At 52.3% G+C, this 23,048-nt stretch carries 23 protein-coding genes; 15 read left to right on the forward strand and 8 right to left on the reverse strand.

Annotation, left to right across the window (positions count from 1 at the left end):
• Positions 1-26: 26 nt before the first annotated feature.
• On the reverse strand, positions 27-833 hold the full coding sequence (gene nudC, locus ACMAY6_RS07820) for an NAD(+) diphosphatase (RefSeq protein ID WP_435215936.1): 807 nt from the start codon (positions 831-833) through the stop codon (positions 27-29).
• A gap of 182 nt (positions 834-1,015) precedes the next feature.
• Between nudC and nhaB the strand changes: the two genes are divergently transcribed.
• On the forward strand, positions 1,016-2,521 hold the full coding sequence (gene nhaB, locus ACMAY6_RS07825) for a sodium/proton antiporter NhaB (protein ID WP_435210764.1): 1,506 nt from the start codon (positions 1,016-1,018) through the stop codon (positions 2,519-2,521).
• A gap of 61 nt (positions 2,522-2,582) precedes the next feature.
• Here nhaB and dnaQ read toward each other — a convergent pair whose 3' ends face one another.
• The 3 genes from dnaQ to ACMAY6_RS07840 are packed head-to-tail and all read right to left on the reverse strand — an operon-like array spanning position 2,583 to position 4,431.
• Positions 2,583-3,302, reverse strand: a complete 720-nt coding sequence (gene dnaQ / locus ACMAY6_RS07830; protein ID WP_435210766.1) for a DNA polymerase III subunit epsilon — start codon at positions 3,300-3,302, stop codon at positions 2,583-2,585.
• Entirely contained in the window at positions 3,299-3,736 is a 438-nt protein-coding gene (gene rnhA / locus ACMAY6_RS07835) for a ribonuclease HI (protein ID WP_435210768.1), read from the reverse strand. Before rnhA ends, dnaQ begins: the two co-directional genes overlap by 4 nt.
• On the reverse strand, positions 3,733-4,431 hold the full coding sequence (locus tag ACMAY6_RS07840; RefSeq protein ID WP_435210770.1) for a methyltransferase domain-containing protein: 699 nt from the start codon (positions 4,429-4,431) through the stop codon (positions 3,733-3,735). Before ACMAY6_RS07840 ends, rnhA begins: the two co-directional genes overlap by 4 nt.
• Before the next feature lie 187 nt (positions 4,432-4,618).
• On the opposite strand from ACMAY6_RS07840, the gene gloB reads away from it, so the two are divergent.
• The 3 genes from gloB (at position 4,619) to ACMAY6_RS07855 (ending at position 7,062) form a co-directional block, all read left to right on the forward strand.
• Positions 4,619-5,386, forward strand: coding sequence for a hydroxyacylglutathione hydrolase (gloB, locus tag ACMAY6_RS07845; protein ID WP_435210772.1), 768 nt, complete (start codon positions 4,619-4,621; stop codon positions 5,384-5,386).
• A gap of 153 nt (positions 5,387-5,539) precedes the next feature.
• Positions 5,540-6,145: a hypothetical protein gene (locus ACMAY6_RS07850; RefSeq protein WP_435210773.1), complete on the forward strand. Its 606-nt coding sequence runs from the start codon at positions 5,540-5,542 to the stop codon at positions 6,143-6,145.
• 122 nt (positions 6,146-6,267) lie between these two features.
• Complete coding sequence (locus tag ACMAY6_RS07855) at positions 6,268-7,062, forward strand: trypsin-like serine peptidase (protein WP_435210775.1); 795 nt, start codon at positions 6,268-6,270, stop codon at positions 7,060-7,062.
• Here the strand turns inward: ACMAY6_RS07855 and ACMAY6_RS07860 are convergent.
• Entirely contained in the window at positions 7,044-7,352 is a 309-nt protein-coding gene (locus ACMAY6_RS07860; protein ID WP_435210777.1) for a BolA family protein, read from the reverse strand. The two genes, ACMAY6_RS07855 and ACMAY6_RS07860, sit on opposite strands and share 19 nt — an antisense overlap.
• Positions 7,353-7,493: 141 nt before the next feature.
• Here ACMAY6_RS07860 and ACMAY6_RS07865 point away from each other — a divergent pair, with 141 nt between their 5' ends.
• Together ACMAY6_RS07865 and ACMAY6_RS07870 are read left to right on the forward strand one after the other, a co-directional pair.
• Positions 7,494-8,123, forward strand: a complete 630-nt coding sequence (locus tag ACMAY6_RS07865) for a hypothetical protein (protein ID WP_435210779.1) — start codon at positions 7,494-7,496, stop codon at positions 8,121-8,123.
• Positions 8,124-8,570, forward strand: a complete 447-nt coding sequence (locus tag ACMAY6_RS07870; protein WP_435210781.1) for an RDD family protein — start codon at positions 8,124-8,126, stop codon at positions 8,568-8,570.
• Positions 8,571-8,579: 9 nt separating this feature from the next.
• Here ACMAY6_RS07870 and lptG read toward each other — a convergent pair whose 3' ends face one another.
• Together lptG and lptF are read right to left on the reverse strand one after the other, a co-directional pair.
• Positions 8,580-9,641: an LPS export ABC transporter permease LptG gene (lptG, locus tag ACMAY6_RS07875; RefSeq protein WP_435210782.1), complete on the reverse strand. Its 1,062-nt coding sequence runs from the start codon at positions 9,639-9,641 to the stop codon at positions 8,580-8,582.
• Positions 9,628-10,719, reverse strand: a complete 1,092-nt coding sequence (gene lptF, locus ACMAY6_RS07880; protein WP_435210784.1) for an LPS export ABC transporter permease LptF — start codon at positions 10,717-10,719, stop codon at positions 9,628-9,630. The genes lptG and lptF overlap by 14 nt, the downstream gene beginning before the upstream one ends.
• 110 nt (positions 10,720-10,829) lie before the next feature.
• Here lptF and ACMAY6_RS07885 point away from each other — a divergent pair, with 110 nt between their 5' ends.
• The 6 genes from ACMAY6_RS07885 to ACMAY6_RS07910 are packed head-to-tail and all read left to right on the forward strand — an operon-like array spanning position 10,830 to position 16,929.
• Positions 10,830-12,323 carry a leucyl aminopeptidase gene (locus tag ACMAY6_RS07885; protein ID WP_435210786.1) on the forward strand — a complete coding sequence of 498 codons (1,494 nt, stop codon included), beginning with the start codon at positions 10,830-10,832 and terminating at the stop codon, positions 12,321-12,323.
• Between the two features lie 3 nt (positions 12,324-12,326).
• Positions 12,327-12,746, forward strand: coding sequence for a DNA polymerase III subunit chi (locus tag ACMAY6_RS07890; RefSeq protein WP_435210787.1), 420 nt, complete (start codon positions 12,327-12,329; stop codon positions 12,744-12,746).
• A gap of 47 nt (positions 12,747-12,793) precedes the next feature.
• Entirely contained in the window at positions 12,794-15,556 is a 2,763-nt protein-coding gene (locus tag ACMAY6_RS07895) for a valine--tRNA ligase (protein ID WP_435210789.1), read from the forward strand.
• Between the two features lie 46 nt (positions 15,557-15,602).
• Positions 15,603-15,815, forward strand: a complete 213-nt coding sequence (locus ACMAY6_RS07900) for a cold shock domain-containing protein (RefSeq protein ID WP_435210791.1) — start codon at positions 15,603-15,605, stop codon at positions 15,813-15,815.
• A 59-nt stretch (positions 15,816-15,874) separates the two neighbouring features.
• Positions 15,875-16,291, forward strand: coding sequence for a cold-shock protein (locus ACMAY6_RS07905; RefSeq protein ID WP_435210793.1), 417 nt, complete (start codon positions 15,875-15,877; stop codon positions 16,289-16,291).
• Positions 16,288-16,929 (forward strand): class I SAM-dependent methyltransferase, encoded by a 642-nt coding sequence (locus tag ACMAY6_RS07910; protein WP_435210794.1) that lies wholly within the window; start codon positions 16,288-16,290, stop codon positions 16,927-16,929. Before ACMAY6_RS07905 ends, ACMAY6_RS07910 begins: the two co-directional genes overlap by 4 nt.
• Before the next feature lie 9 nt (positions 16,930-16,938).
• On the opposite strand, the gene ACMAY6_RS07915 is transcribed toward ACMAY6_RS07910, so the two are convergent.
• Positions 16,939-18,216, reverse strand: coding sequence for a hypothetical protein (locus ACMAY6_RS07915; RefSeq protein ID WP_435210795.1), 1,278 nt, complete (start codon positions 18,214-18,216; stop codon positions 16,939-16,941).
• A 71-nt stretch (positions 18,217-18,287) separates the two neighbouring features.
• On the opposite strand from ACMAY6_RS07915, the gene ACMAY6_RS07920 reads away from it, so the two are divergent.
• The 3 genes from ACMAY6_RS07920 (at position 18,288) to rapA (ending at position 23,021) form a co-directional block, all read left to right on the forward strand.
• On the forward strand, positions 18,288-19,361 hold the full coding sequence (locus ACMAY6_RS07920) for a LysR family transcriptional regulator (protein ID WP_435210797.1): 1,074 nt from the start codon (positions 18,288-18,290) through the stop codon (positions 19,359-19,361).
• A gap of 94 nt (positions 19,362-19,455) precedes the next feature.
• The gene (locus ACMAY6_RS07925; protein ID WP_435210799.1) at positions 19,456-20,271 is read left to right on the forward strand and encodes a TatD family hydrolase; all 816 of its coding nucleotides are present in this window, start codon (positions 19,456-19,458) and stop codon (positions 20,269-20,271) included.
• Entirely contained in the window at positions 20,268-23,021 is a 2,754-nt protein-coding gene (gene rapA, locus ACMAY6_RS07930; protein WP_435210801.1) for an RNA polymerase-associated protein RapA, read from the forward strand. Before ACMAY6_RS07925 ends, rapA begins: the two co-directional genes overlap by 4 nt.
• Positions 23,022-23,048: the final 27 nt, after the last annotated feature.

Here is a 23,048-nt window from a genome sequence, read left to right on the forward strand (position 1 = left end):
TTCGAGACGTGAGTAACAGCGAACGATTAAGGCGCTGCAAAAAATTGGTGTATCAGTTGACCTGCGATTGACTGAGGGGGCGGAATCACCGGCAGCGCGTCGCGACTATACCAGTCTGCATGCGCTATTTCGGTAGGGTCAATAACGATGTCACCATCGGCATGGTCCGCAAAAAAGCCCAACATCAACTGACTGGGAAAAGGCCAGGGCTGTGAGGTGAAATATCTTACATTGGTCACGCTGATGCCTACTTCTTCCTGTACCTCTCGGATAACAGCCTGCTCTGCAGATTCACCCGGCTCAATGAACCCGGCAAGAGTACTATGAAAACCTGTGGCACGCCCCGCTGCTGTTGCCAGCAACAACTGCTCGCCTTTACCCACGGCGACAATGACGCAGGGATTCAAACGCGGGTAAGAGCTGTGGTTACAGGCTTTACAAGCGAGCGCTTTATTGCCGTCTGTCAGCAGGGTTTCAGCACCACAACGCCCACAAAACCTGTGATCTCGCTTCCACGAAAGCATCTGCAACGCTCGACCATAGGCAGCAAAAACGGCATCAGGCACCCGCCCGAAAAGTGAGTATAAATTACCCGAAAGATGCTCCATCGCGTTTAAGCCCTGCGATTCCACTTCCACGACATAGCTGGGTCGACCGGCCCAATAACCCAAGGGCGCTCCGACACCGACATCACCAAATGCTTGTTCAGCTTCGTGGCGCAGCCAAAATTGGTCGGGTGGACGTTGCAATGACACGACCGCATTGTCTTTTGCAAAGATAAATACATAGTCCCCTGCAGCCGGTGACTCGTCGACGGTTTTTATTTCAAGCATGTCTTTCTCCTGTGCGCCGCCGCATAGTAGAAACCCCAGAGGGTGGACACAACCCGGCAAAAGTCCATTTCCATGATATCAATTCTGTCTTTTTCCAATAAACTCATTCATTCTCATCGTTTTCCGCCTTTTCAGCGTAATATCCCCAACCAACCCGACTAAAAACAACACAGGGCTCTACCATGCAAGAATCAGCACGCCAGGCGTTTTGGCATAATTTTTTGGGGTCTTCGCCCACTTGGTACAAGCAGGCGATCATCGGCTTTTTAGTTTTGAACCCCATCCTCCTTGCCGTGGCAGGTCCATTTATTACTGGTTGGGTACTGATCGGAGAATTTATATTCACTCTCGCGCTAGCGCTTCGTTGTTATCCGCTGCAGCCCGGTGGGTTGCTCGCTATCGAAGCCATCGTGATCGGCATGGCTGATCCCCACACCGTTTACCACGAAACCGCGGCTAATTTTGAAGTGATCCTTCTGCTAATGTTCATGGTGGCAGGTATCTACTTTATGAAGGATCTCCTGCTTTTCGTATTTACTAAAATTCTTCTAAACGTACGATCCAAAAAAGTATTGTCGCTGTTGTTCTCGCTGGTTGCCGCAGTGCTTTCTGCATTCTTAGATGCCCTCACGGTCACAGCCGTTCTCATCAGTGTGAGCGTGGGCTTTTATTCGGTTTACCACAAGGTCGCGTCGGGCAAACATCACGGCGAGGATGACCATGATCATGCGGATGACAACAGCGTTCATGACCATCATCGCGAAGACCTGGAGAATTTCCGATCCTTCCTACGAAGTCTCATGATGCATGGTGCCGTGGGTACCGCGCTGGGTGGGGTCTGCACCCTGGTCGGAGAGCCACAGAATTTATTGATCGCTACTGTCGCCGGCTGGGACTTCATTGAATTTTTTATTCTCATGGCGCCGGTAACCATGCCAGTTCTCGCCATGGGTTTAGTGACCTGCCTACTACTAGAAATGACGGGTTCATTTGGCTATGGCGCGCAACTCCCCGCCAGAGTCCGAACCGTCTTAGAGGAGTTCCAGCAAGGAGAAATGGCCAAAGCCAGCCCACGTAGCAATGCAAAACTCGTAATACAGGCTTGCGTCGCCGTCATATTGGTCATTGGCTTGGCATTGCACCTAGCCGCGGTAGGGCTCATCGGGTTACTGGTAATTGTCTTGCTCACTGCGTTTAACGGAATCACCGAGGAGCACCAAATTGGCCATGCTTTCGAAGAGGCCCTTCCGTTTACCGCACTGCTGGTTGTCTTTTTTGCCATTGTCGCTGTGATTCACGAACAGCATTTGTTCACACCAGTCATCGATTGGGTGCTTAACCTAGATGCCAGTATCCGCCCTTCTATGTTTTTTGTCGCAAACGGAGTGCTGTCGATGATTTCTGACAACGTCTTCGTTGCTACGGTATACATCAACGAGGTCAAAGCGGCTCTGGATGCTGGAGAGATTACCCGCGCTGAATTCGACAGTTTAGCGGTGGCGATTAATACAGGGACGAATCTCCCCAGTGTTGCGACGCCCAACGGACAGGCCGCGTTCTTATTCTTGCTAACGTCTGCGGTCGCACCATTGATTCGTTTGTCCTACGGTCGAATGGTGGTGATGGCATTGCCCTACACCGTCGTTCTGGGCTCAGTCGGCCTGGGTGCGGTTTACTTGTTTATTTAGAAACACCACAGGGCAGTTTTGCTTTTGGTGGTGTGCGGGATAGGCGCTGAAGAACTTCTGTTCACTGTTCCCGCCACAACACAGTACCGCCACTGTGGGTTGCTATTTGGTCGAGGCGACTTTCGTGGCGGTCCACTTCCTGAGGTGTTGCGCACAACACAGGTAACGCCGCGCGGTCTGCATTGAGCCGTCTGATTCTCCCAGTACCCCCAGCACCACCACCCTCCTCGCTCTGCTCATCATGAAGACCAAGCGTGGTCTGCCCTCCTGTCATAGTCAGGTAAACGTCAGCAAGGATTTCAGCATCCAAGAGTGCCCCATGCAGGGTTCGGGATGCGTTATCTACGTGATACCGCTGACACAGAGCATCTAGGCTATTTCTCTGGCCGGGATGTTTGGATCGAGCCAATGTCAGGGTGTCGACAACAGAGCACAGCGAGGCGGTATTGGGATGATTACGATCGAGGCGCATGAACTCAGCATCGATGAAGCCCACGTCGAAAGGGGCGTTATGGATGACGAGTTCGGCATCTTCGATAAAGCCAAGGAAGTCCTTAACGATGCGATCAAATGTGGGTTTGCCGGCCAAAAATTCTGGCGTTATGCCGTGTACGGCCAAGGCACCCGCATCAATATCCCGCTCAGGTTGTATATATTGGTGAAAGTGCCGTCCTGTTAAGCGACGGTTGATCAACTCAACACAGCCTATTTCAATAATGCGATGCCCCTGACTAACTTCCAAACCCGTTGTTTCAGTATCTAGTACGACCTGCCGCTTCACCCTTTCAGCTCCGATATCCCGCGATTGGCGAGCGTATCCGCCAGCTCGTTTTCAGGGTGCCCACTGTGGCCCTTTACCCAGTGCCAATTCACTTGATGCCGGGTTACCTGTGCCTTCAGCGCCTGCCACAAATCTTGATTTTTTACCGGCTTCCCGGCAGCTGTTCGCCAGCCGTTACGCTCCCAGTTGACCATCCAGCGAGTCACACCATCTTTAACGTAAGTAGAGTCGGTTGTGAGTTCTACCGTGCACGTTTCTGATAGTGCCGCGAGAGCTTCTATAGCGGCTGTAAGCTCCATCCGATTGTTGGTCGTAGCACTCTCGCCTCCAAACAATTCACGGGACTCACCCTCAAGCCGCAGTAAGACGCCCCAACCTCCTGGCCCGGGATTGCCCTTACAAGCACCGTCTGTGAACGCTTCAACGTGTTTCATTCAACAGGCCTTAGCGGGCTGCGTGTCGCAGAGCCCCGCGTACCTACCACGGAATTGGGGACCGATAGCCCCATGAGTCGCGCTCGAGTACGCTCAAAAGAATGCATCTTGGTATTACCCCTAACCAGTTTGTCAGCGAACATCAGATAGGTTGAGCCCAAAGGTATGTTGTGGTCGACCATCCACTCATCAATGCCAATTAGCCAACGCGCCCAGCGGCTATTACCCGCAGCAGGGATCACGAGCTTGTGGCGCACTGGTGCCACAGCAAAGTCCAACAGTTTTAGCCAATCTTCCAGCCGTCTTGGACCCGGTTCACGACCAGCAGCTGATCGAAAACCTGACCAAAGGCCAGCAACACGCCGCCATAAACCAGCGAGACTCAAGCCATTGGCACCAACGACAAGAAGATGGCCATGGGGCGTCAGTACCCGATGAACTTCCCGCAACAACTGGTGTTGATCAGCACTGAGATCAAGGGCATTCATTACAACCACCACGTCAATGGATTCAGTGGCGATGGGAAGCTCCTCATCGTTTGCATAGATCCCAGTGCAGCCCTCACGGGGATTTTGCTGACGGTCTAACACCTGCGTTACGCGGCGAACCCGCGTCAGGTTGCTGATCGGGATATCCGCGTCGGGACCAATAACTAACAGGTGATACCCAAACCACTGATCGAGAACCACGGTCATGTCCTTGACCAATTGCGCTTTTAGCCGCTGACCAAGGGGCGTGTCAGCGTACCAATGCTCTAGGGCTGGACGCGGGGACGCTTGCGGGCGGATTGTAAAGAAACGACGCATCGTGGCACGATAGCTGCACCCGGGTGGTTGCGGCAACCCCCCGACTAGTAGTACCCCACCCGTAGCGAGTATGCACATGACGACAATGCTGACTATTGAACCTATCCCGGCCTTTTCAGACAACTATATTTGGCTGCTGCACGACGACACCGACGCGGTGGTCGTTGATCCCGGTGATGCCGCGCCAGTCCTCGAGGCCTTGTCTGAGCGCAGTCTGACGCTGAAAGGGGTTTTGATCACCCACCATCATTTTGACCATGTTGGTGGTATCGCGGAACTTGTAGATGCGACAAAGTGTGAGGTTTGGGCGCCAGAAAATCCAAAAATCACGCCGGTGACCTATCGAGTGAGTGAAGGCGACACGCTTCAGGTTCTAGGGCAGACGCTGCAGGTCATAGAGGTGCCGGGGCACACACTGGATCATATTGCATACCAAGGCGATGGGGTACTGTTCTGTGGCGATACGCTGTTCGCCGGAGGCTGTGGCCGGGTTTTTGAGGGGACCCACCCAATGATGAGAAATTCATTGGCTAAACTTCGCGGTCTAAACCCTGACACGAAAATCTACTGTGCCCACGAATATACCTTGGCAAACCTCCGTTTTGCCCTGAGCGCTGATCCTCACAATGCCGCACTTGCAGCGCGCGTAGCAGATTGTAAGTCGCTGCGTGAACGAAACATTCCCACAGTACCGTCGCTGCTAGCTGACGAAATTGCAACAAACCCTTTCATGCGCTGGGACGCAGCCAGTGTCATCGAAAAATTAGTCGCAGAGTCTAGATCTTCTAGCACTGACGGTGATGCGGTTTTTGCGGGGCTACGTGAGTGGAAAGACACCTTTTAAATATGGGAGTCCAAACACTGCGCGTTGAAGGCCGTTGTAAGTGCTAATATTGTAGTCATAAACAAACCGATTGAGGGGCATGACTCACCTCGCTTCGGCCATCACGGCCGCAAGGCACAGCCAATACGTTAAATTGAAAATAAAGGAATCAACATGAAACTCTTAGCCCGCACTATTGCTGTAATGCTTACCTTGGTCGCTCCGGCACTCTATGCTGCCCATCACGAAGGCGGCCATGAACACCACCAGCCCAAAGCCGAGGGAACCCGCGCGGTAGTAGCCACCATCGAAGCAGAAATTTCTGCAATTGATCTTGAAACCAAAGAGGTGACGTTAGTCGGGCCTCAAGGGCAGCACGTTACCGTCGTTGCTCAAGAAAAAATTGTAAAGATCTCAGACCTCAGTGTGGGTGATCGAGTTGCAGCGGAATACTTAGCCTCATTGCATGGCGAAGTTCGTGAGCCAACCGAAGAGGAGCTGGCCAATCCCTGGGTCGTCTTAGAAGACGGCGTTATTGATGAGAACCCTGCCCACCCAGCCGTTGGTGCCGCTCGCCAGGTGCGCGCTGTCTGCTCCATCGAAGCTTTCGATGCTGAGGCGGGATTCGTCATGATAAAAGATAGCCGTGGGAAAATGCACACCGTCGGCGGCATTCCAGCGGTAAAATTTGAAGGCGTATCACTGGGTGAAACCGTCGTTGTTGTTTACACCGAAGCGCTAGCGATTGCGATGCAAAAACTTCCTCAAACCGGAATGTAACAGCCCGCCGTGGATTTGGTGGTGCAGTCATTCAAGGTGTTTTTTGACTGCACCACTGCTTTCAGTCTGGATACATTACCCGTCGACCACTCTACAAGCCTCGCACGCTATCTGCCGCTTGCATGAAGAACCCAAGTGATCAGCATTCAGATAGAAGAGGCCAGCGCGAATCACCAGGCCAAAATCGAGTCAATGCGGAAAGTGCAGCAACCGTTGTGATGCGACGCCATGCATTAGTCGCTTGCTTTTTTTTGGTCTTTACCTGCCAGCAGGCCACAGCGAATCCCACGAAGAATCTATCTCAAGAAATCTTGAGGGCCACGCCCTACCCCTACGCAGCGATTGTTCGCTTGAATATACCGCTACAACGCTTTCACGGCGCTAACGCCTACCACGTTACGGAGGACTGTTCAGGCACACTCGTTGACCGTAACAAGGGCATGATATTGACTGCTTGGCACTGCTTTGACGGCAAAATGGATCTCACCCAACCTCCAAAAGTTTGGCTCAACGGAGCGTGGCAGGAATTACGCCTGGGCGCCCACGGTGGAGGAATGAACCACGACTGGGCTATTGCCTATCTGGTAGACCCCAGCGTCGCTGATGTGTCTGCCATGCCTTTCGCCCTTACCGACCTCGCACCTGGGCGCTCTGTCACCATGTCAGGTTATCAGCGCTCAGGCCTCAAAGCGGACGCTATCTGGTCAAAAATTGCGACCACTTGCACGGTAACTCAACACAGCGCGTCGTGGGTGGAAACTGATTGCGAACTCAACACGGGGGCATCAGGAGGCGCGGTCATGAGCATGAAAGGCGGGCAAGCCAAGCTCGTGGGTATCATATCTGCCAGAGCCGCTACGGGGGGCGTTTGGTACGTGCCACTGTCCCGATTGAGCGCTTATTTTTCACCACCGTGACAGTTCGGTGAATCTGGTACGCCAAGGCTCTCTTGCCACTCGTCGGGGGTGTACAAATGGAGTGCTAACGCATGCACTGGCCCAGCGATGAGGTCACTTAAAAAACCGTAGACAAGCTGGTGACGCCTCACCTTTCTGAGGCCGTTAAACTCACGACTAACCGCGGTGACCTTAAAATGTGTCTCAGAGTTCGCCGGTACGTTATGCATAAAACTTTCATTTCTGACCTCAAGTTCAAGTGGTGACAAGCGGTCAGTGAGTCGAGCTTCTATTTCGTCTTGCACGACCATGGGGCTATACTCCCTTCCTTGAAACCAGCGGACTTGTTAAGAATCTATCTCATTGCATATTACTGCAAGTTAGGCCAGAATTTGTAATGTCGCGAAATATTTAAATTCATTTAATCAGCGGAGTGTTGGGCGATACCACCCATGGAATCCACTTTCGACATCTACTTGACTGGGGAAATTCTTCCTGGATGCAAGCGCGGAGACGCAGTGGCCAAATTGGCGGACCTGTTTAAACTCGATGTCAGTATGGCTGACCAGCTCTTAAATGGAACACGTCGACGGGTGAAAAAACAGTGCAATAAAGCCTCAGCACTCCACTTTCGCAAGATCCTGGCTGACGCTGGACTTCAGGTCGCAGTACAGCGCCATACAACGTCTCAGAGCACCCCCGCGGTAACCGGTTCAGCAGTCCTTGACGGTTCCTCGCAAGAAAAAGCGGTATTTGAGGCGAAGGCGCCGACGATTCCCTCCGAGCTCATTCAGGTTCAATCTCAAGTCGATGCCGACATACCTGTAGATTATGAGCCCATAGACAAGGTGTCCTCACGACCCAGCGACAAACCTTATACAGTCGAGGTTAAGGTTCCTCTGGAAGTTGCCCCTGCTGGCGAACTTTTGCTATCGCCATCGACGATGAAGACTCGCATTTCCTCTGATCAGGCTTTTGATCTCGCCCCGACGGGAGAGTTGATTCCTACGATCAAGCGGGTTTCGAAACCCGTCAACCCAAATACCGATCACCTACATTTGGCCCCAAGCAAGGACAGCTGAGTGCCCCATCTCGCCAAATCACAGGCTTGGCGCCAGCTGCTCGCTATGGTCTACGATGCCTTTCTTGTGGCGCCATTACTCATGGCCAACGCGTTCGTTCTGGTATCAGTATTTGGACCTACCGATTCTATCGCGAGACCGACGGTTCCAGATTGGATCATGCAAAGCACATCGCTTCTGATCATCATGACGTTCTTCGTCATATTTTGGCACAAGAGCGGCCAAACACTGGGGATGCAAGCTTGGCGCATAAAATTAGTGAACGATCTGGGAAAACCTGCCAGCGTCAAACAAGCCTACCTTCGCTGTGTCGCCGCGTGCCTGAGTTTTCTACTCTTTGGCGCGGGCTATTGGTGGATGTTTTTCCATCCGCAGAACCGCACTTGGCACGACTTAATTTCAAAAACCCACTTGGAGCGGCTCGCAAAAGAAGCAAAGGCCCAATAGTCGAGATCGTTAGGTGTCTCGAGTTAGCAACCACCCTCCTGCAATCCAGCAAACTAAAATAGGCATCGCCGCCGCAAGGATAGCTGGCAATCCAAAAATGAGGCTTGCGGGGCCGAAAAAATCTTGAGAAATACGAAACACCACGCCGACGATTACACCCGTAAAAATACGAGCACCCAGGCTACCCTCTCTGAGCGGACCAAAAATAAACGACATGGCAACGAGAACCAATCCCGCCACGGCAAAAGGCTGAAGAACTTTGCGCCAGAAGGCGAGTTCAACATCCCTATACATGAGGCCTTGTTTGCGTAAATACTGTGCGTACGGCCACAATTCGCGGGTCGGCAGACTGTCGAGGGCTACCGCCTCCAATGCCAAGAGTTGCGGCGTCACTTCAGTTTTCCAGACTTGTTGGGTCACTGTGTCCGTAACTGCACGGTCCTGAGTGAGTTCTGTACGCGATATTTTTTCCAGTAGCCACTGCCCACGCTGATAGGTGCCTCGCTCTGCGCGTAGGCTGCGCGTCAACCGACGTTCGTCGTCGAAGGTAAGCAATTGTACGCCGTGAATGATTCCGCCACGCTCTACCGCTGAGACGTGGATAAAAGTGTTGCCATCACGATTCCAAACACCACCGCGGCCAGTAAAACTGCTTTGAGATCCCTGAGCTAAGGCCTTATGACTGACAGCATATTGCTCCGAAACAGGCGATACAAACTCACCTATCAAAAATCCGACGACGGCGACGACTAATGCAGGTCTTAGCGTTGCAATCGCCAACTGAGGTAGTGAGCGCCCCGCTGCTCGCACCACAGTGAGCTCACTGGTTGCGGCAAGACGGCCGAGCCCAACCAGAGCCCCTATCAAGGCGGCAAAGGGCACATACTCATGTAGGCGTCTGGGGAGTGTAAAAACCACATAGATCAATGCATCCGAAAAAGCATAATCAGCAGTCACGTCATCTAGCTCGTCAATGACCGAGCTCAACGCGTCCAGACCAACCAGTACCGCGAGCACTCCCAACGTAGCGCCCAAAACACTCCCGGCTAGATAACGATCAAACTGACCCATGTTTCTTCCCAAAAATCCCAAGGGAAAGAGATTCCCAATAAAGCAGGCAAACGGCAAACGCCGCAAAACACAGGTGTGTTAACAGCATTGCGCCGCCGCCACCGCCTGACTCCATGAAGGAGCGAGCCTGTGTGAGCGCTAAAAAGTAAACCAAAAACAATGCTAGTGCAGGCCCGAGGCGCGCATAACGTCCTCTGCGGGAGTCCGTTTTACTCAACGCTAAGGCGATAACAACGCTCACTGGCACCAAAAACGGTAGCGACAGTCGCCACCAAAGGGTAGCCCGCTTCCTAGGATCATCACTGGTAACCAGTTCGGCGGTAGGCGTTGCGTCGATGCGCGTAGAAGCACGCAAGCTATCGCGCTTCTCAGGAATGAGTTCGCCAAACCGGCTAAATGCGACTGCCTCGTAGGCAGGTTCACCCGGCACTCCACTGTAACGAGTCCCACCACGCAACTCGAGGTAACGCCTGTTGGTGGTGGCGTCGGTTATTATTTCGGCTTCCTCGGCCAATGTGACTTGGGTGGCATCAGTACCCGATTGTTCCTCAACGACAAAAACATTGTGCATGACGCCGGCTTTATCAATGCGCTCAGTGTAGGTCACTAATTCACCCCCACGCTGGGACTTAAATCGCCCTGCGGCCATGAGTTGTAGACCCTCGGCATTCCGGGGGTTGTCCAAAAGTCGCTGTGCCCGAGCTGAACCCTCGGGCCCCAAATATAAGGTCAAAAGTGCAACGAGGCACATTATGAGGGCGCCAGGCACCAGCAAGTAACCCGCCAGCCGAGCTGGACTGGTTCCGCAAGCTTTAAGCACGACCATTTCACTCTCTGCGTACATTCGTCCAAGCGACAGCAGAATTCCGATAAAAAGCGCGAGCGGTAGGATTAATTCAAAAAAACTGGGCAGTTTGAACAGCATGACTGGCAGTAAAACGTCGGCAGATAGGCTGCCCATCGCCGCTTCCGCGAGATACTTTATAAAGCGGCCGCTAAAAACCACGAGAAAAAGAACAAAGGACACCGCCAGCGTGTGCGTGGCCACATCTCGGGTCAAATATACGAAAATGCGCATCAGTTAGTCATAAGGATCAATGGTTTGTGCTGAATATATTTTGTTACGGCGCCAGACACCATACACTATGCACCTCTACATCAATTTATTTGTCCTCTAATGGAGTTTTCATGTCCCAACCATCGTTCACGGCTCGCAAGGCCGCTAATCCTGCCAAGCTTTCTACCCCCTGCCTTGTGCTACCCATGTTTAAAGGTCAGAAGTTGGAGGGGTATCTTGCAGAATTGGATGCTAAATTGGCAGGTGCCATTAATCGCGCCTCAAAGCTTGGCGACTTTAGCGGCGAAACAGGCTCGTCCTTGGCACTTATGGGTAATGACCGTGTGCAGCGAATCCTCCTGCTAGGTTGCGGTGCCGAGGAAGACTTTGATCAGTCTGCTCGTAAAAAGCTAGCCCAGGCCGCAGGCAAAAATTTAGCCAGCACGAAGGCTCGTGAGGCACACATAGCCCTAGATGGCCTACCGCTGGCCGCCGAAGACAGCGCTCAGTTGCTGGAAACACTGGCGACCGAAATTTTATGGGCCTGCTATGTCTACAGCGAAACATTAAGTCAACCGAAGAACATGCCAACTTTGGCAAAAGCCAGTGTCTCAGCGCCATCCGCTTTACCAATCGGGCAAGCAAAAAAGGCACTCAACTCAGGCGTGGCCATCGGTGAAGGCGTCAACTTTACCCGCCAACTGGGCAATCTACCCGCTAACATTTGTACGCCAACCTACCTCGCTAAGCAGGCAAGAGCATTAGGCCGAAAGCACGCCAAATTGACGGTAAAGGTTCTCGATGAAAAAAAGATGCGCGAGCTCGGTATGGGTTCACTCCTGTCCGTGGGACATGGCAGTGACGAGCCCTCGCAATTGATTGTCATGGAATACAAAGGCGGGAAAGCAAAGGAAGCGCCATATGCTCTCGTGGGGAAGGGAATCACCTTTGACACGGGCGGAATATCTCTCAAGCCAGGCGGGAAAATGGACGAGATGAAGTTTGATATGGGTGGTGCCAGTTCAGTCTTTGGTACAGTTCAGGCTGCGGTTAACTTGGACTTACCCATCAATCTAGTGGGCATAGTTGCTGCGGCTGAAAACATGCCCAGCGGTCGCGCCACTAAACCTGGGGACGTTGTCACAAGCATGAGTGGCCAAACCATCGAGATCCTCAATACCGATGCTGAAGGCCGTTTGGTGCTGTGTGACGCACTAACCTACGTTGAACGCTACAAGCCGAAAGAGGTCGTGGATATCGCGACCCTGACGGGCGCTATTATTGTGTCGCTGGGGCACGAGGCGAGCGGCATTTTCGCTAACGACGATGACTTGGCTGATGCGCTGCTGGCGGCTGGGCAACGCAGTCAAGATCGTGGCTGGAGAATGCCGATCTGGCAGGAATACCAAAAGCAGCTTGATTCAAGATTCGCAGATATGCAAAACATCGGTGCTGGTACCGCGGGAAGTGTTACTGCCGCGTGTTTTCTGGCACGGTTTACGGAGAAGTACAAATGGGCGCACTTAGATGTTGCGGGAACTTCATTTCTGAGTGCGCCGAAAGGAGCTACCGGAAGGCCAGTTCCCATGCTTGTCGAGTATCTGCGAGCCCGTGCTGGCGCATAACCTATGACTCGCGTCGACTTTTATGTGGTTGCAGACGCTAGCCCTGAGGCTCGTCTGCAGGTTGCTGCTCGACTTACAGAAAAAGCCCACCGTCAAGGGCATAGCCTGTTTATAAACACTGGCAGTGAGTCAGAAGCAGCGTTGTTGGACGAGCTTTTGTGGACATTCCGCCCCGGAAGCTTTATCCCACACCACTCACTGAAAGAGGGGTCTGAAGGGCCAGTAGTTCTTGGTTGGGGACAAGAGCCCAGCAGCCATGATGATGTCCTAATAAATCTTGCCCTCACCCCGCCCGCTTTTTTTTCTCGGTTTCAACGAGTCGCCGAACTAGTGACTCAAGAAGAAACCGCTTTAAAAGCTATGCGAGAGTCGTGGCGATTTTACAAGGATCGTGGCTATCCTCTGCAAAAACACGATCTTTGACGGCTTCACAGCGCCTACATTTTTAGTACCAAAATCGGAACAGCATTATGGAAAAGGTTTTTTCGCCCGGCGATATTGAAAAGCGATGGTATGACACCTGGGAGCAAAGTGGTTACTTTGCTCCTCAGGGCGGCGAGACCTCTTTTTCGATACCCATACCGCCACCGAACGTAACGGGTTCATTGCATATGGGTCATGGCTTTCAACAGGCCATCATGGATGCCCTCATCCGTTATCACCGAATGAAAGGGGCCGATACGCTCTGGCAGGTGGGCACCGATCACGCTGGAATTGCAACTCAAATGCTCGTCGAACGACAGCTAGAGGCCGACGGCATCAAGCGAGAGGATATTGGCAGAGACGCTTTTATCGACAAGGTTTGGGCTTGGAAAGAACAATCAGGCGGGACCATTACTCAGCAGCTCAGACGATTAGGGGCTTCAGCGGATTGGAGCCGTGAACGTTTTACTATGGATGAAGGTTTGTCCGATGCCGTTCAGCAGGTGTTCATCAAACTTTACAGCGAAGGTCTTATTTATCGTGGTCAACGTTTAGTTAACTGGGACCCAAAATTGCACACAGCAATATCGGACCTTGAAGTGGTGTCGGAAGAGGAACAAGGCTTCTTGTGGCACCTACGCTATCCTCTGAGTGATGGCTCTGGCCACCTCGTGGTCGCCACTACAAGGCCGGAGACCCTGTTAGGTGACGCAGCAGTCGCAGTTCATCCAGACGATGACCGCTATCAGGCGCTCATTGGCAAAACCGTGTCGTTACCGCTTTGCGACCGAGAAATTCCTATTATCGCCGATGACTATGTAGATCCTGAGTTCGGGACTGGTTGCGTCAAAATCACACCTGCACATGACTTTAATGACTACGAGATGGGCCAGCGACACGACCTGCCCTTGCGCAATATCCTAACGCGAAACGCCTCAATTAGTGACGCCGCTCCAGCGGCTTACCAAGGTCTCGATCGCTACGCAGCCAGAGAACAGATCATTAAAGATCTTGATGCTCTGCAGCTGCTCGAAAAAACCGAAGACCACCTGCTGAAGGTCCCACGAGGCGATCGCTCTGGTGTGGTTGTAGAGCCGTGGTTAACGCCGCAATGGTACGTGGATGCTAAAAAACTTGCGGGACCTGCTATCGCTGCCGTTGAAAATGAAACAATTAAGTTTGTGCCCAAACAATGGGAAAATACGTACTTCGCATGGATGCGCGACATTCAGGATTGGTGCATCAGCAGACAGCTCTGGTGGGGGCACCGAATCCCAGCTTGGTATGACAATGCAGGCAATGTGTATGTGGGTTCCGACGAAGCCTCAGTGCGAGCCAGCAACGAACTCGATGATACCGTCGAGCTCACGCAGGACAACGACGTTTTAGATACCTGGTTTTCTTCAGCTCTCTGGACGTTCTCTACCTTGGGCTGGCCGAATAAGACGCCCGAAATGGCGAAGTTTCACCCTACGTCGGTGCTTGTGACGGGGTTCGATATTATATTTTTTTGGGTTGCACGCATGATCATGATGTCGTTACATTTTTGTGACGAGGTGCCCTTCCACACTGTGTACGTTCACGGTCTGGTGAGAGACGGTGAAGGCCAAAAGATGTCGAAGTCCAAGGGAAATGTCATTGATCCCATAGATCTTATTGATGGCATAGATCTCAAAAGCCTGGAGGCCAAAAGAACGGCAGGAATGATGCAGCCACAGATGGCAGCGCGCATCGTCAAACAAACTCGCAAGCACTTCCCTGAGGGCATCCCTGGCTATGGCACCGATGCTTTGCGCTTTACCTTTTATTCTCTCGCTTCCACGGGTCGTGATATCAAGTTCGATATGCAGCGCATGGAGGGATACCGGAATTTCTGCAATAAACTTTGGAATGCTGCTCGGTATGTTTTGGGAAATTGCGAGGATCTCACACCATCGCCGTCTGCAACCGAACCCTCTTTGGCTGACCGATGGATTATGAGCCGACTAATCACGGCTGCGAAAGACTGCGAACAGGCGATTGAAAACTATCGCTTCGATCTGGCATCGCAAACCTTGTACGACTTTGTCTGGAACGAGTTTTGTGACTGGTATCTTGAACTTTCAAAGCCCATCCTTTGGGATGCGGAGGCAAATCCCGATCAGGCGACTGTGACGCGTCATACGCTGGTTACAACGCTTGAGAACATCCTCCGCCTTCTGCACCCCATGATGCCTTTTATCACAGAGGAAATTTGGCAAAGCATTGCGCCTCTAGCAGATAAGTCAGGAGACACCATTATGCTCCAACCTTGGCCTAACTTTGACGGTCAAGAATCCGATGCTGAGGCCGAGTCAGAAGTGGCATGGCTACAAGGTGTCATTGTTGCGATTCGCACCATTCGAGGAGAGGCACAGCTGGGGCCGGGCAAAGCGCTCGACATTCTGGTCCGCAACACGACAGACGATGATCAAAGGCGTTTTACAAACAACAAGGCCTATCTGCGCAAGCTGGCCCGTCTAGAGTCAATAACCTTTTTAAGCTCCGACGCTGAAGTGCCGCCGTCACTGTCAGCCCTCTGCGGCAACCTCGAAATATTGGTGCCCATGGCTGGAGTCATCGACGTTGAAGCAGAGCGGGCTCGCCTCAATAAAGAACTGCAAAAGCAGCAGGGAGAGTTGACAAGAATTCAGGGAAAACTCTCAAATGCCAGCTTTGTCGACCGCGCCCCCGAAGCCGTGGTTGCCAATGAGCGACATAAACAACAGGCCGCTGAAGATGCAGTTCAAGCCATCACTACGCAACTGCAGCGTCTGGAGGGATTGCACTAATGACGCGATACTGGTAATAACGTCTTATAAAAATAAGGAGAGGCGTATGTCTGAGCGTCAAACCGGTGTTGTGAAGTGGTTCAACAATGCAAAAGGTTTTGGGTTCATTACGATGTCTGATCGTGATGAAGATATTTTTGTGCATTTCCGAGCAATTCAAGGAGATGGCTACCGCTCCCTGAACGAGGGAGATGCTGTTGAGTTTACCCTCGCAAAAGGCGACAAAGGGTTGCAGGCGGAAGAAGTTACTAAACCGTAGCACCAACAAGCGGTCAGGATTTGATAGACTTCGGCTCCTTTTTATAAACCGGAAGTCTCATGTCTACGCACCCACAAAAATTCAGTCTTGTTGGCAGGCTTGTCATCAACGATTTGATTGCCCTTGTCATCTATCTGATCACGGCGCAGTTCTTCCCTACCCATTGGATTCATCTTGCTGGGTTGGTCGTCTTGGCGGTTGCATGCGCTGTCATCGGCGACCTCAACATGCCGGCCCCTCGCGCCCCTAAAAAGCAAGCGAGCGCTCAGGAGAGCACTAACGAGGGAAATATCAAATGGTTTAATGCCACGAAAGGCTTTGGCTTTATTGTCGGCGACGATGGTGCTGAAGTATTTGTGCACTACCGAAATGTAGAAGGCTTAACCAAACGCGGTATTAAGCAAGGTCAGCGTGTCGCTTACTCAGTGCGGGCTAGTGACCGAGGTCCACAAGCCGAAGGCGTTAAGGCCGTATGACCGAGGCATTGAGTGCAGGGCAAAAAATCCGTGTAACGGAGCGAAAGTTTCGCGGTGTGACGCTGCCAACGGCCGGCCATAAAGTGATCAGAAGAGTGAAACGCGAGGGGCATGAGCCCTCGATACACGGCACTAAACTGTGGCGATCGAGCTTTCTCATCATGGATTACCTCCACAAGCATCCACCCGAAAGTGCAAACTCGGTTTTAGATGCTGGCTGCGGCTGGGGCATTACGGGTATCTGGTGTGCAAAAAAATTGGGCGCTTCGGTTGTCTCACTTGACGCTGACCCTGCAGTCTTTCCCTATCTGAAAGCCGTAGCAGAACTCAACAAAGTCTCCACTACGCCTTTAGTGCGACGTTTTGAGGCATTAAAGAAGCCTCAATTAGCCGATTTTGACCTTTTAGTGGCGGCGGATGTTTGTTTTTGGGACGATCTAGTCAAGCCTGTAGGTAAGTTAATTGATCGTGCGATTGATGCTGGAGTCGGTCAAATCGTTATCGCAGATCCAGAACGCCCCACCTTTCATGAAATGGCTGAAAAGGCGATTAATCGCCACGGAGGCGATCTCATTCACTGGTCACTCAAGGGCAAGCTAAAAGCCACTGGCGCGCTACTAGTAATCAATAACCAGTAGCCCAAAAATTTACCGCAATACTTCCACCCGCCAGGCGACAGGGGCCTCTACCGTCTCGCCCATCTCAGACAAGGCGGGCCTAAAGCGCATACTTCGTAATTGCCGCCTGGCGAACCCTGTCAATTTCTCCTCGGATGGCTCAGGCGCAATCACGACAACATTTCTGAGATTACCCCGCTGGCTCACCTCCGCACTGACATTGAGGATCGCCCATTCACGGCTAAATCGATGATCGCGACTCAGTTTGGGAACTTCAGGCAAAGGTCCGGGTTTCGAAAAGTCGACACTCCCCTGCAGCTGTAGCTGCTGGTAAATCTGCATCGCTTGCGAGTGACGTCCCCGTAGCAGCAGCCAGTCAGCCTTGGCATGTAGTAACAATCCATCTTCGGGCAACAGCTTCAGTGCGCGATCGATTAAACCTCTCGCCGTTGACCCCAGCGTGCTTTCAACATTGCGAAGCCGATATTCTCCGGGCGATTGCTCCCGGTTCTGCTGAACGCCTTGCTGATAAGGGTTGGCATAGCGGTCTCGAGAAACGCCGAAACTATCGACCACCAAAGGATCCACATTAAAGTCGATTAAGTAGTAAAGCTTGAGGACTTCAAGACTGAACAACTTGCACCAAGGCTTCTGCCACTGAGAACTCTCACAGACAGCGTCGGTCATCTCTTTACCGTGATTAACCACAAACAAAACATCGGATTCTTTACCTTGCCAAGGGCTGCTCGCGAGGATTTCACTCTGAACCGATAGCCATCGAATAGAGGCTCGCAAGCGCTGTTCCGACCAGGGCTCTGCGCCTCTGCCCAGTAACCGATAAAAGTAGTTAATCTGGCGCCCTACTTCAGCGGGATCTCCCTGATCGCGAAGTAGTTCAAGGATGCCTTCGAGCAAGGGCAGCTGATCGGCACTACCCAATCCGCTGTTTACCCGCGTACTGTGGAGTGCCCATCGATAGAGTTCTAGCGCAGCGTCATTGGCCCCATATTCCTCCGCTTCACGCGCTGCCGCGGTCAAGGGCGCAGTCAATTCTGGGGAATAGGGTCCTACAACAGCCTCTAGCTTTTGAATCTGCTCGGCGGTTGCATCGAGACGGCGTCGCACGGTTAAGGGAGAAGCTTCTGTTGAGAGGGACCTGTCAATTACTGCTTCAGTAGGCCACAACACATGGATGCCCCAAGGCTGAGGCTCGCCAGCGAAGCCTAGGGAGTGCCAGAGGCTTGCCAGTGCAAAAAAAAACACCGTTGGCAGTGGTAGAGAGCTTCGCAATGGGGTGTCCAGAATCATGCTTTAAGTGTAAACCCTTCCGGCAAAAAAAAACCCGCCTGAAGGCGGGTTAAAAACTTAAAAGGACCTGAGTGAACCAGGATCGGAGCACAGTGCTCACCGATCGGCGGGGTCACATCAATGGCGCTATTCTGGCCTCGCTGGCACATAAATCAAATGTATTTGTTTTATCTTTTATATTCTTTTGTGGCATTATCGTCCTCATGGACATTAAAAAGCTAGCAAAAGTCGACCTTAACCTATTGGTTTCTCTACAAATTCTTCTGGAGGAATGCAGCGTTTCAGCAGCGGCTAGACGTATGTCAATCACTCAGCCAGCGATGTCAAAAACTCTGGGACGCCTCAGAGACACATTTAATGACCCATTATTTGTACGCTCAAAACGCGGAATTCAACCGACGCCTAGAGCACAATCCATCGCCGCAGAGCTGCCCGCGCTGTTAGCAGCTACCGAGGCGCTGCTCGAGGCTGGCGATTTTTCACCGAACACCTATAAAGGTGAGATCACGATCGCAATCTCTGAATACGTGGGCCTTTCACTACTACCTCCGCTAACGGCGCGATTACAAAAAATTGCACCCGGGCTGAGCCTGCGAACCATTACGCGGGTGGAAGGTCAGCTCGATAAGCTTGCTGCAGGGGGGCTCGACTTCGCGGTCCAGCTCACTCGTTCTGACTATCCTGAAGAATTTCGCTTCCAATCATTGGGCGGATCGCCACTGGCGGTGTTTGTGCGAGATGGTCACCCTTTAGCCAGCAAACCATTAACCCGTGAGCTCCTCACACAATACCCTGCCATCAGCCTATACGTGTCTGATCGCAATGATACTGAGCTACCTCTATCGCCTCATGCTCAGCTGCCAGCGGGTTCAGTTGCCATGCTTGAGACGTCGCATCTTCTCACGGCCCTGGAAATACTGAGAGAGACAGACTTCACTTTGGTCTGCCCTGCTTATTTAGCAAGGAATCAGGGGGCAACTCGGGACGTGGTTGCGCTGCCGCTGCCGCCGGAAGACGCGCAGTACGTTGACTATGCACTGGTAGCTCATCGACGAACTCAAGCCTCCCCTGCTCATCAGTGGTTGTGGAATGAAATCGTCGATACTGTCCGGGGCATGCGATTACGTACTGTGCACCGCGGTTAATAAACAGGGGTTATGTCGACACTGTTTGGCCCTTCGCTGTTTCTATGGGTAGCGAGAAGTGGCATAATTCCATCGTCTTCTCCTGCTACTGTTCATGTCAAAACGCGCACACAAAAAATCCGTCCCAACATTTCAAACGCCTATCATTGAGACGCACTGTCATCTCGATTATCTGGCACAGGATACGATGGGCGATGAATTACAGGCTATTACCGATGCCGGTGTTGAGCGCATCGTTACTATCGCCGTCTCTGCAGACAATTTAGCGACTGTCTTAAGTCTTTGCGATCAACATGAAAATATCTGGGGCACTCAGGGTATCCACCCCCACGAAGCTTCTTCGTGGAGCCCGTCTGTAGCACAGTCAGTTGCGACGGGAGCAGCTCACCCCAAGGTCGTAGCTATCGGGGAGATTGGACTGGATTACTACTACGAGCATGCTTCTCCGCAAGCACAAACCCAAGCTTTTGAGGCGCAACTGGCACTCGCTGCCGAGCGCGATCTACCGGTTGTTATACACACCCGCGAGGCGGATGCCGACACGCGCGCGGTGCTAGAAAATCATGCCCCTTATTTGAGAAAAAAAGGTGTCATACACAGCTTTACCAGCTCTCAAGCGCTAGCTGACTACTGTTTATCCGAGGGGTTTTACCTCGGATTTAATGGTATTTGCACCTTTAAGAATGCGGACAATGTGCGAGCTGTCATTGACGCCACGCCAATAGACAGCCTTGTGCTCGAAACTGACTCGCCCTACCTAACACCCGTCCCCTACCGGGGACGCGTTAATTCGCCCCGTTTTTTACCCCTTATCGCTGAGCAAATTGCAGAGATTAAAAATATGCCGGTTGAAGCATTGTTGAAGGCCGCCAGAAGGAACAGCATGGCGTTGTTCTTCGCTAACCCATGAGTGAATTTGCGATTGGCCAACGTTGGGTGAGCCACGCCGACGTAGAATTGGGACTAGGTATTGTGGTGGAACTCGATGGGAGGCGCATCACGTTGCACTTCCCTGCAGTCGGTGAGGAACGCACCTACGCCACAGATCGCGCGCCACTAACCCGGCTCATTCTGGAAAGCGGTGATCGCTACCAACACATCAATGGTCAAGAATACGCAGTCCTTGAACGCCACGAGTCTGAGGGCATCTTGGCTTATCTCATTGAGGATGCCGATGGCCAACAAGAGCTGGTTTCTGAACTTGATATTGATCCCCACATACAACTGCGCTCCCCCCGAGACCGGCTGCTCAACAACCAGCTAGATAAGCTACTGGATTTTCAACTTCGTTACGAAACATTGAAGCAGCGCGCACATTTTTCAAAAAGCGCTGTCAGAGGCCTGCTTGGCGCGCGAACTTCCCTATTATCCCACCAGGTCTATATCGCGAGCGAAGTCGGTACCCGCATTGCCCCCCGAGTACTGCTGGCCGATGAAGTTGGCCTAGGTAAAACCATTGAAGCCGGCCTCATTTTGTCCCAGCAATTAGCCTCAGGACGGGCAACCCGAGCCCTTGTTCTTGTCCCTGACTCACTGATACATCAATGGCTGGTGGAAATGCTGCGACGGTTTAGTTTGGCATTTTCGCTGTTTGATGACGACCGCTTAAGTGACTTAGACATAGAAACCGCTTTTGAGTCAGAACAACTCATATTGTGCCCGTTTTCTCTGATGGGGCAGCATGAGGACGCGAGACACAGTGCACTTTCGGCGAGCTGGGATATGGTTATCGTCGATGAAGCCCATCATCTGAGCCGTCAAAGCCCTGAGGAAGAAACCTTATCAGACTTTGTTGAAGCCCTCGCAGGCCGCTGCAGCGGCCTGCTGTTGTTGACGGCCACTCCCGAACAAGCAGGGATAGAGAGCCACTTTGATCGGCTTCGATTGCTCGATCCTGATCGCTTTAGCGATTTGCCAACTTTCCTTGCCGAACAGGAGCAATTCGCACAGTGGAATCAGGTTATCGAACAACTCCAAGCAGGCGAGACCACGGTTAGCCTGCCGGCTGGTATCGATCAACAAGCCGACAGCAAATCGCAGATCAATCAGCTGCTTGACCGCTACGGTACGGGGCGTGTGTTATTTCGCAATACCCGAGCCTCCGTACCGGGATTCCCAAAGCGCAATCTGCACGCCTACCCCTTGGAGGCGCCGGAGCTCTATCAAGACAACCGCACTGCTTTGTTCCCGGAAATGTCCTTTCCAGAGGCCCAGTGGTTAGAACATGACCCTCGAGTGAGTTGGCTGGAGGCTCAACTTCGAGCGTTACGCCCGGAAAAAGTACTGGTAATTGCTGCAAACGCCACCACTGCCCTTGCTTTGGAGCAGCAACTTCACCTGCGTGCAGGCATTCGCTGTGCTGCCTTTCACGAGGGCCTTACCCTGTTTGAGCGGGATCGTGCAGCCGCCTATTTTGCCGATGAACACGGAGGGGCACAGGCGCTGATTTGCTCTGAGATTGGTAGCGAGGGGCGAAACTTTCAGTTTGCACATCATTTAATTTGTTTCGATTTACCCAAGAATCCCGACCTACTCGAACAACGCATTGGCCGTTTAGACCGAATTGGACAGGGCACAGATGTCGTCATTCATGTGCCCTTCATACGCAACACTGCTCAGGAAGTATTATTCAATTGGCACGACCAAGCCCTGTCGGCCTTTACCAGTAGCTGTGCCGTTGGCTACACGGTTCTCCAGCAGTTCCAAGGAACCCTAGATAACGCCCTAGCGAACCCCGATGCGCCCACCGAACACCTGTTAAGTGAGTCACTGGCACTGCGCACATCCCTAGAGATCAAAATGCGTGAGGGGCGTGATCGCTTACTGGAGTTAAACTCGCATAACGCTGAGCGCGGGTCAGAAATTATTGAAACCATTCAAACGGAAGAGACTCCCGAGCAAGTCCTTTCTTTTGCAGAACTTCTCTTCGACCGTATTGGCGTGAGTCAGGATTATCACTCTGAAACCACCCATTTGCTCAAACCTACTGAAATGCTGATTACCGGTGAGCTACCGGGACTTGACGAAGACGGCACGGTAGTTAGCTTTGACCGTGAAACGGCACTGGCGCGTGACGACGTGTTGTTTCTTACTCGCGAGCACCCCTTACTGCGAGAGGCGATGTCGGTTGTCTTGAGCAGTGAGCTAGGCAACTCAGCTCTCGGCACCGTAAAGCACCCCAAAATACCGGGCGGCACTGTGCTGCTCGAGTGTATATACAGCCTCGACTGCATGGCTCCAAGCCACTTAGAAATGGGCCGGTATGTCGATCAAACACCACTGCGCTTTGTCATTGATCCCAAGTGTATTGATCGAGGTCAAAACATGGGCCATCAAGTTATAAACCGTATGATTGGTCCAGTCGCCACTGCAACAGCTGCCAATGTTTTACGCAGAATCAGACCCCTACTTGAGGAGCAGCTGAAAGCCGCAGATAAGTTGGCAAAATCTGAGCTCGAGGCGAGAAAACGCACGGCCATAAACACGATCAATGAGCAGCTCGGTGCAGAGCAAAGTCGCCTAGTTTATTTGAGCAGCGTCAATCCCGGGGTCAAAGATTCTGAGATCGTCGAGCTAGACGCACGCATAGCGGCCACCCTTGCTTCGGTGAACGACACTCAGGCAGTGAGCCAAGCCTTGCGAGTCGTCGTCGCTACTTGAGTAGCCCTAGACGCAGCCGTGAAACGA

Origin of the sequence: Luminiphilus sp. nBUS_16, from assembly GCF_051201645.1 — a bacterium.
Lineage (GTDB): Bacteria > Pseudomonadota > Gammaproteobacteria > Pseudomonadales > Halieaceae > Luminiphilus.

Bases quoted from the DNA above. Each gene is read 5' to 3' on its own strand.
- ACMAY6_RS07900 (WP_435210791.1), top strand. From the start codon at position 15,603: ATGTCTGAGCGTCAAACCGGTGTTGTGAAGTGGTTCAACAATGCAAAA.
- gloB (WP_435210772.1), top strand. From the start codon at position 4,619: ATGACGACAATGCTGACTATTGAACCTATCCCGGCCTTTTCAGACAAC.
- ACMAY6_RS07855 (WP_435210775.1), top strand. From the start codon at position 6,268: ATGAAGAACCCAAGTGATCAGCATTCAGATAGAAGAGGCCAGCGCGAA.
- ACMAY6_RS07895 (WP_435210789.1), top strand. From the start codon at position 12,794: ATGGAAAAGGTTTTTTCGCCCGGCGATATTGAAAAGCGATGGTATGAC.
- ACMAY6_RS07890 (WP_435210787.1), top strand. From the start codon at position 12,327: ATGACTCGCGTCGACTTTTATGTGGTTGCAGACGCTAGCCCTGAGGCT.
- nhaB (WP_435210764.1), top strand. From the start codon at position 1,016: ATGCAAGAATCAGCACGCCAGGCGTTTTGGCATAATTTTTTGGGGTCT.
- ACMAY6_RS07925 (WP_435210799.1), top strand. From the start codon at position 19,456: ATGTCAAAACGCGCACACAAAAAATCCGTCCCAACATTTCAAACGCCT.
- rapA (WP_435210801.1), top strand. From the start codon at position 20,268: ATGAGTGAATTTGCGATTGGCCAACGTTGGGTGAGCCACGCCGACGTA.
- ACMAY6_RS07905 (WP_435210793.1), top strand. From the start codon at position 15,875: ATGTCTACGCACCCACAAAAATTCAGTCTTGTTGGCAGGCTTGTCATC.
- lptF (WP_435210784.1), bottom strand. From the start codon at position 10,719: ATGCGCATTTTCGTATATTTGACCCGAGATGTGGCCACGCACACGCTG.
- ACMAY6_RS07910 (WP_435210794.1), top strand. From the start codon at position 16,288: ATGACCGAGGCATTGAGTGCAGGGCAAAAAATCCGTGTAACGGAGCGA.
- ACMAY6_RS07840 (WP_435210770.1), bottom strand. From the start codon at position 4,431: ATGACCGTGGTTCTCGATCAGTGGTTTGGGTATCACCTGTTAGTTATT.
- nudC (WP_435215936.1), bottom strand. From the start codon at position 833: ATGCTTGAAATAAAAACCGTCGACGAGTCACCGGCTGCAGGGGACTAT.
- ACMAY6_RS07915 (WP_435210795.1), bottom strand. From the start codon at position 18,216: ATGATTCTGGACACCCCATTGCGAAGCTCTCTACCACTGCCAACGGTG.
- lptG (WP_435210782.1), bottom strand. From the start codon at position 9,641: ATGGGTCAGTTTGATCGTTATCTAGCCGGGAGTGTTTTGGGCGCTACG.
- ACMAY6_RS07860 (WP_435210777.1), bottom strand. From the start codon at position 7,352: ATGGTCGTGCAAGACGAAATAGAAGCTCGACTCACTGACCGCTTGTCA.
- ACMAY6_RS07885 (WP_435210786.1), top strand. From the start codon at position 10,830: ATGTCCCAACCATCGTTCACGGCTCGCAAGGCCGCTAATCCTGCCAAG.
- ACMAY6_RS07850 (WP_435210773.1), top strand. From the start codon at position 5,540: ATGAAACTCTTAGCCCGCACTATTGCTGTAATGCTTACCTTGGTCGCT.
- rnhA (WP_435210768.1), bottom strand. From the start codon at position 3,736: ATGAAACACGTTGAAGCGTTCACAGACGGTGCTTGTAAGGGCAATCCC.
- ACMAY6_RS07865 (WP_435210779.1), top strand. From the start codon at position 7,494: ATGGAATCCACTTTCGACATCTACTTGACTGGGGAAATTCTTCCTGGA.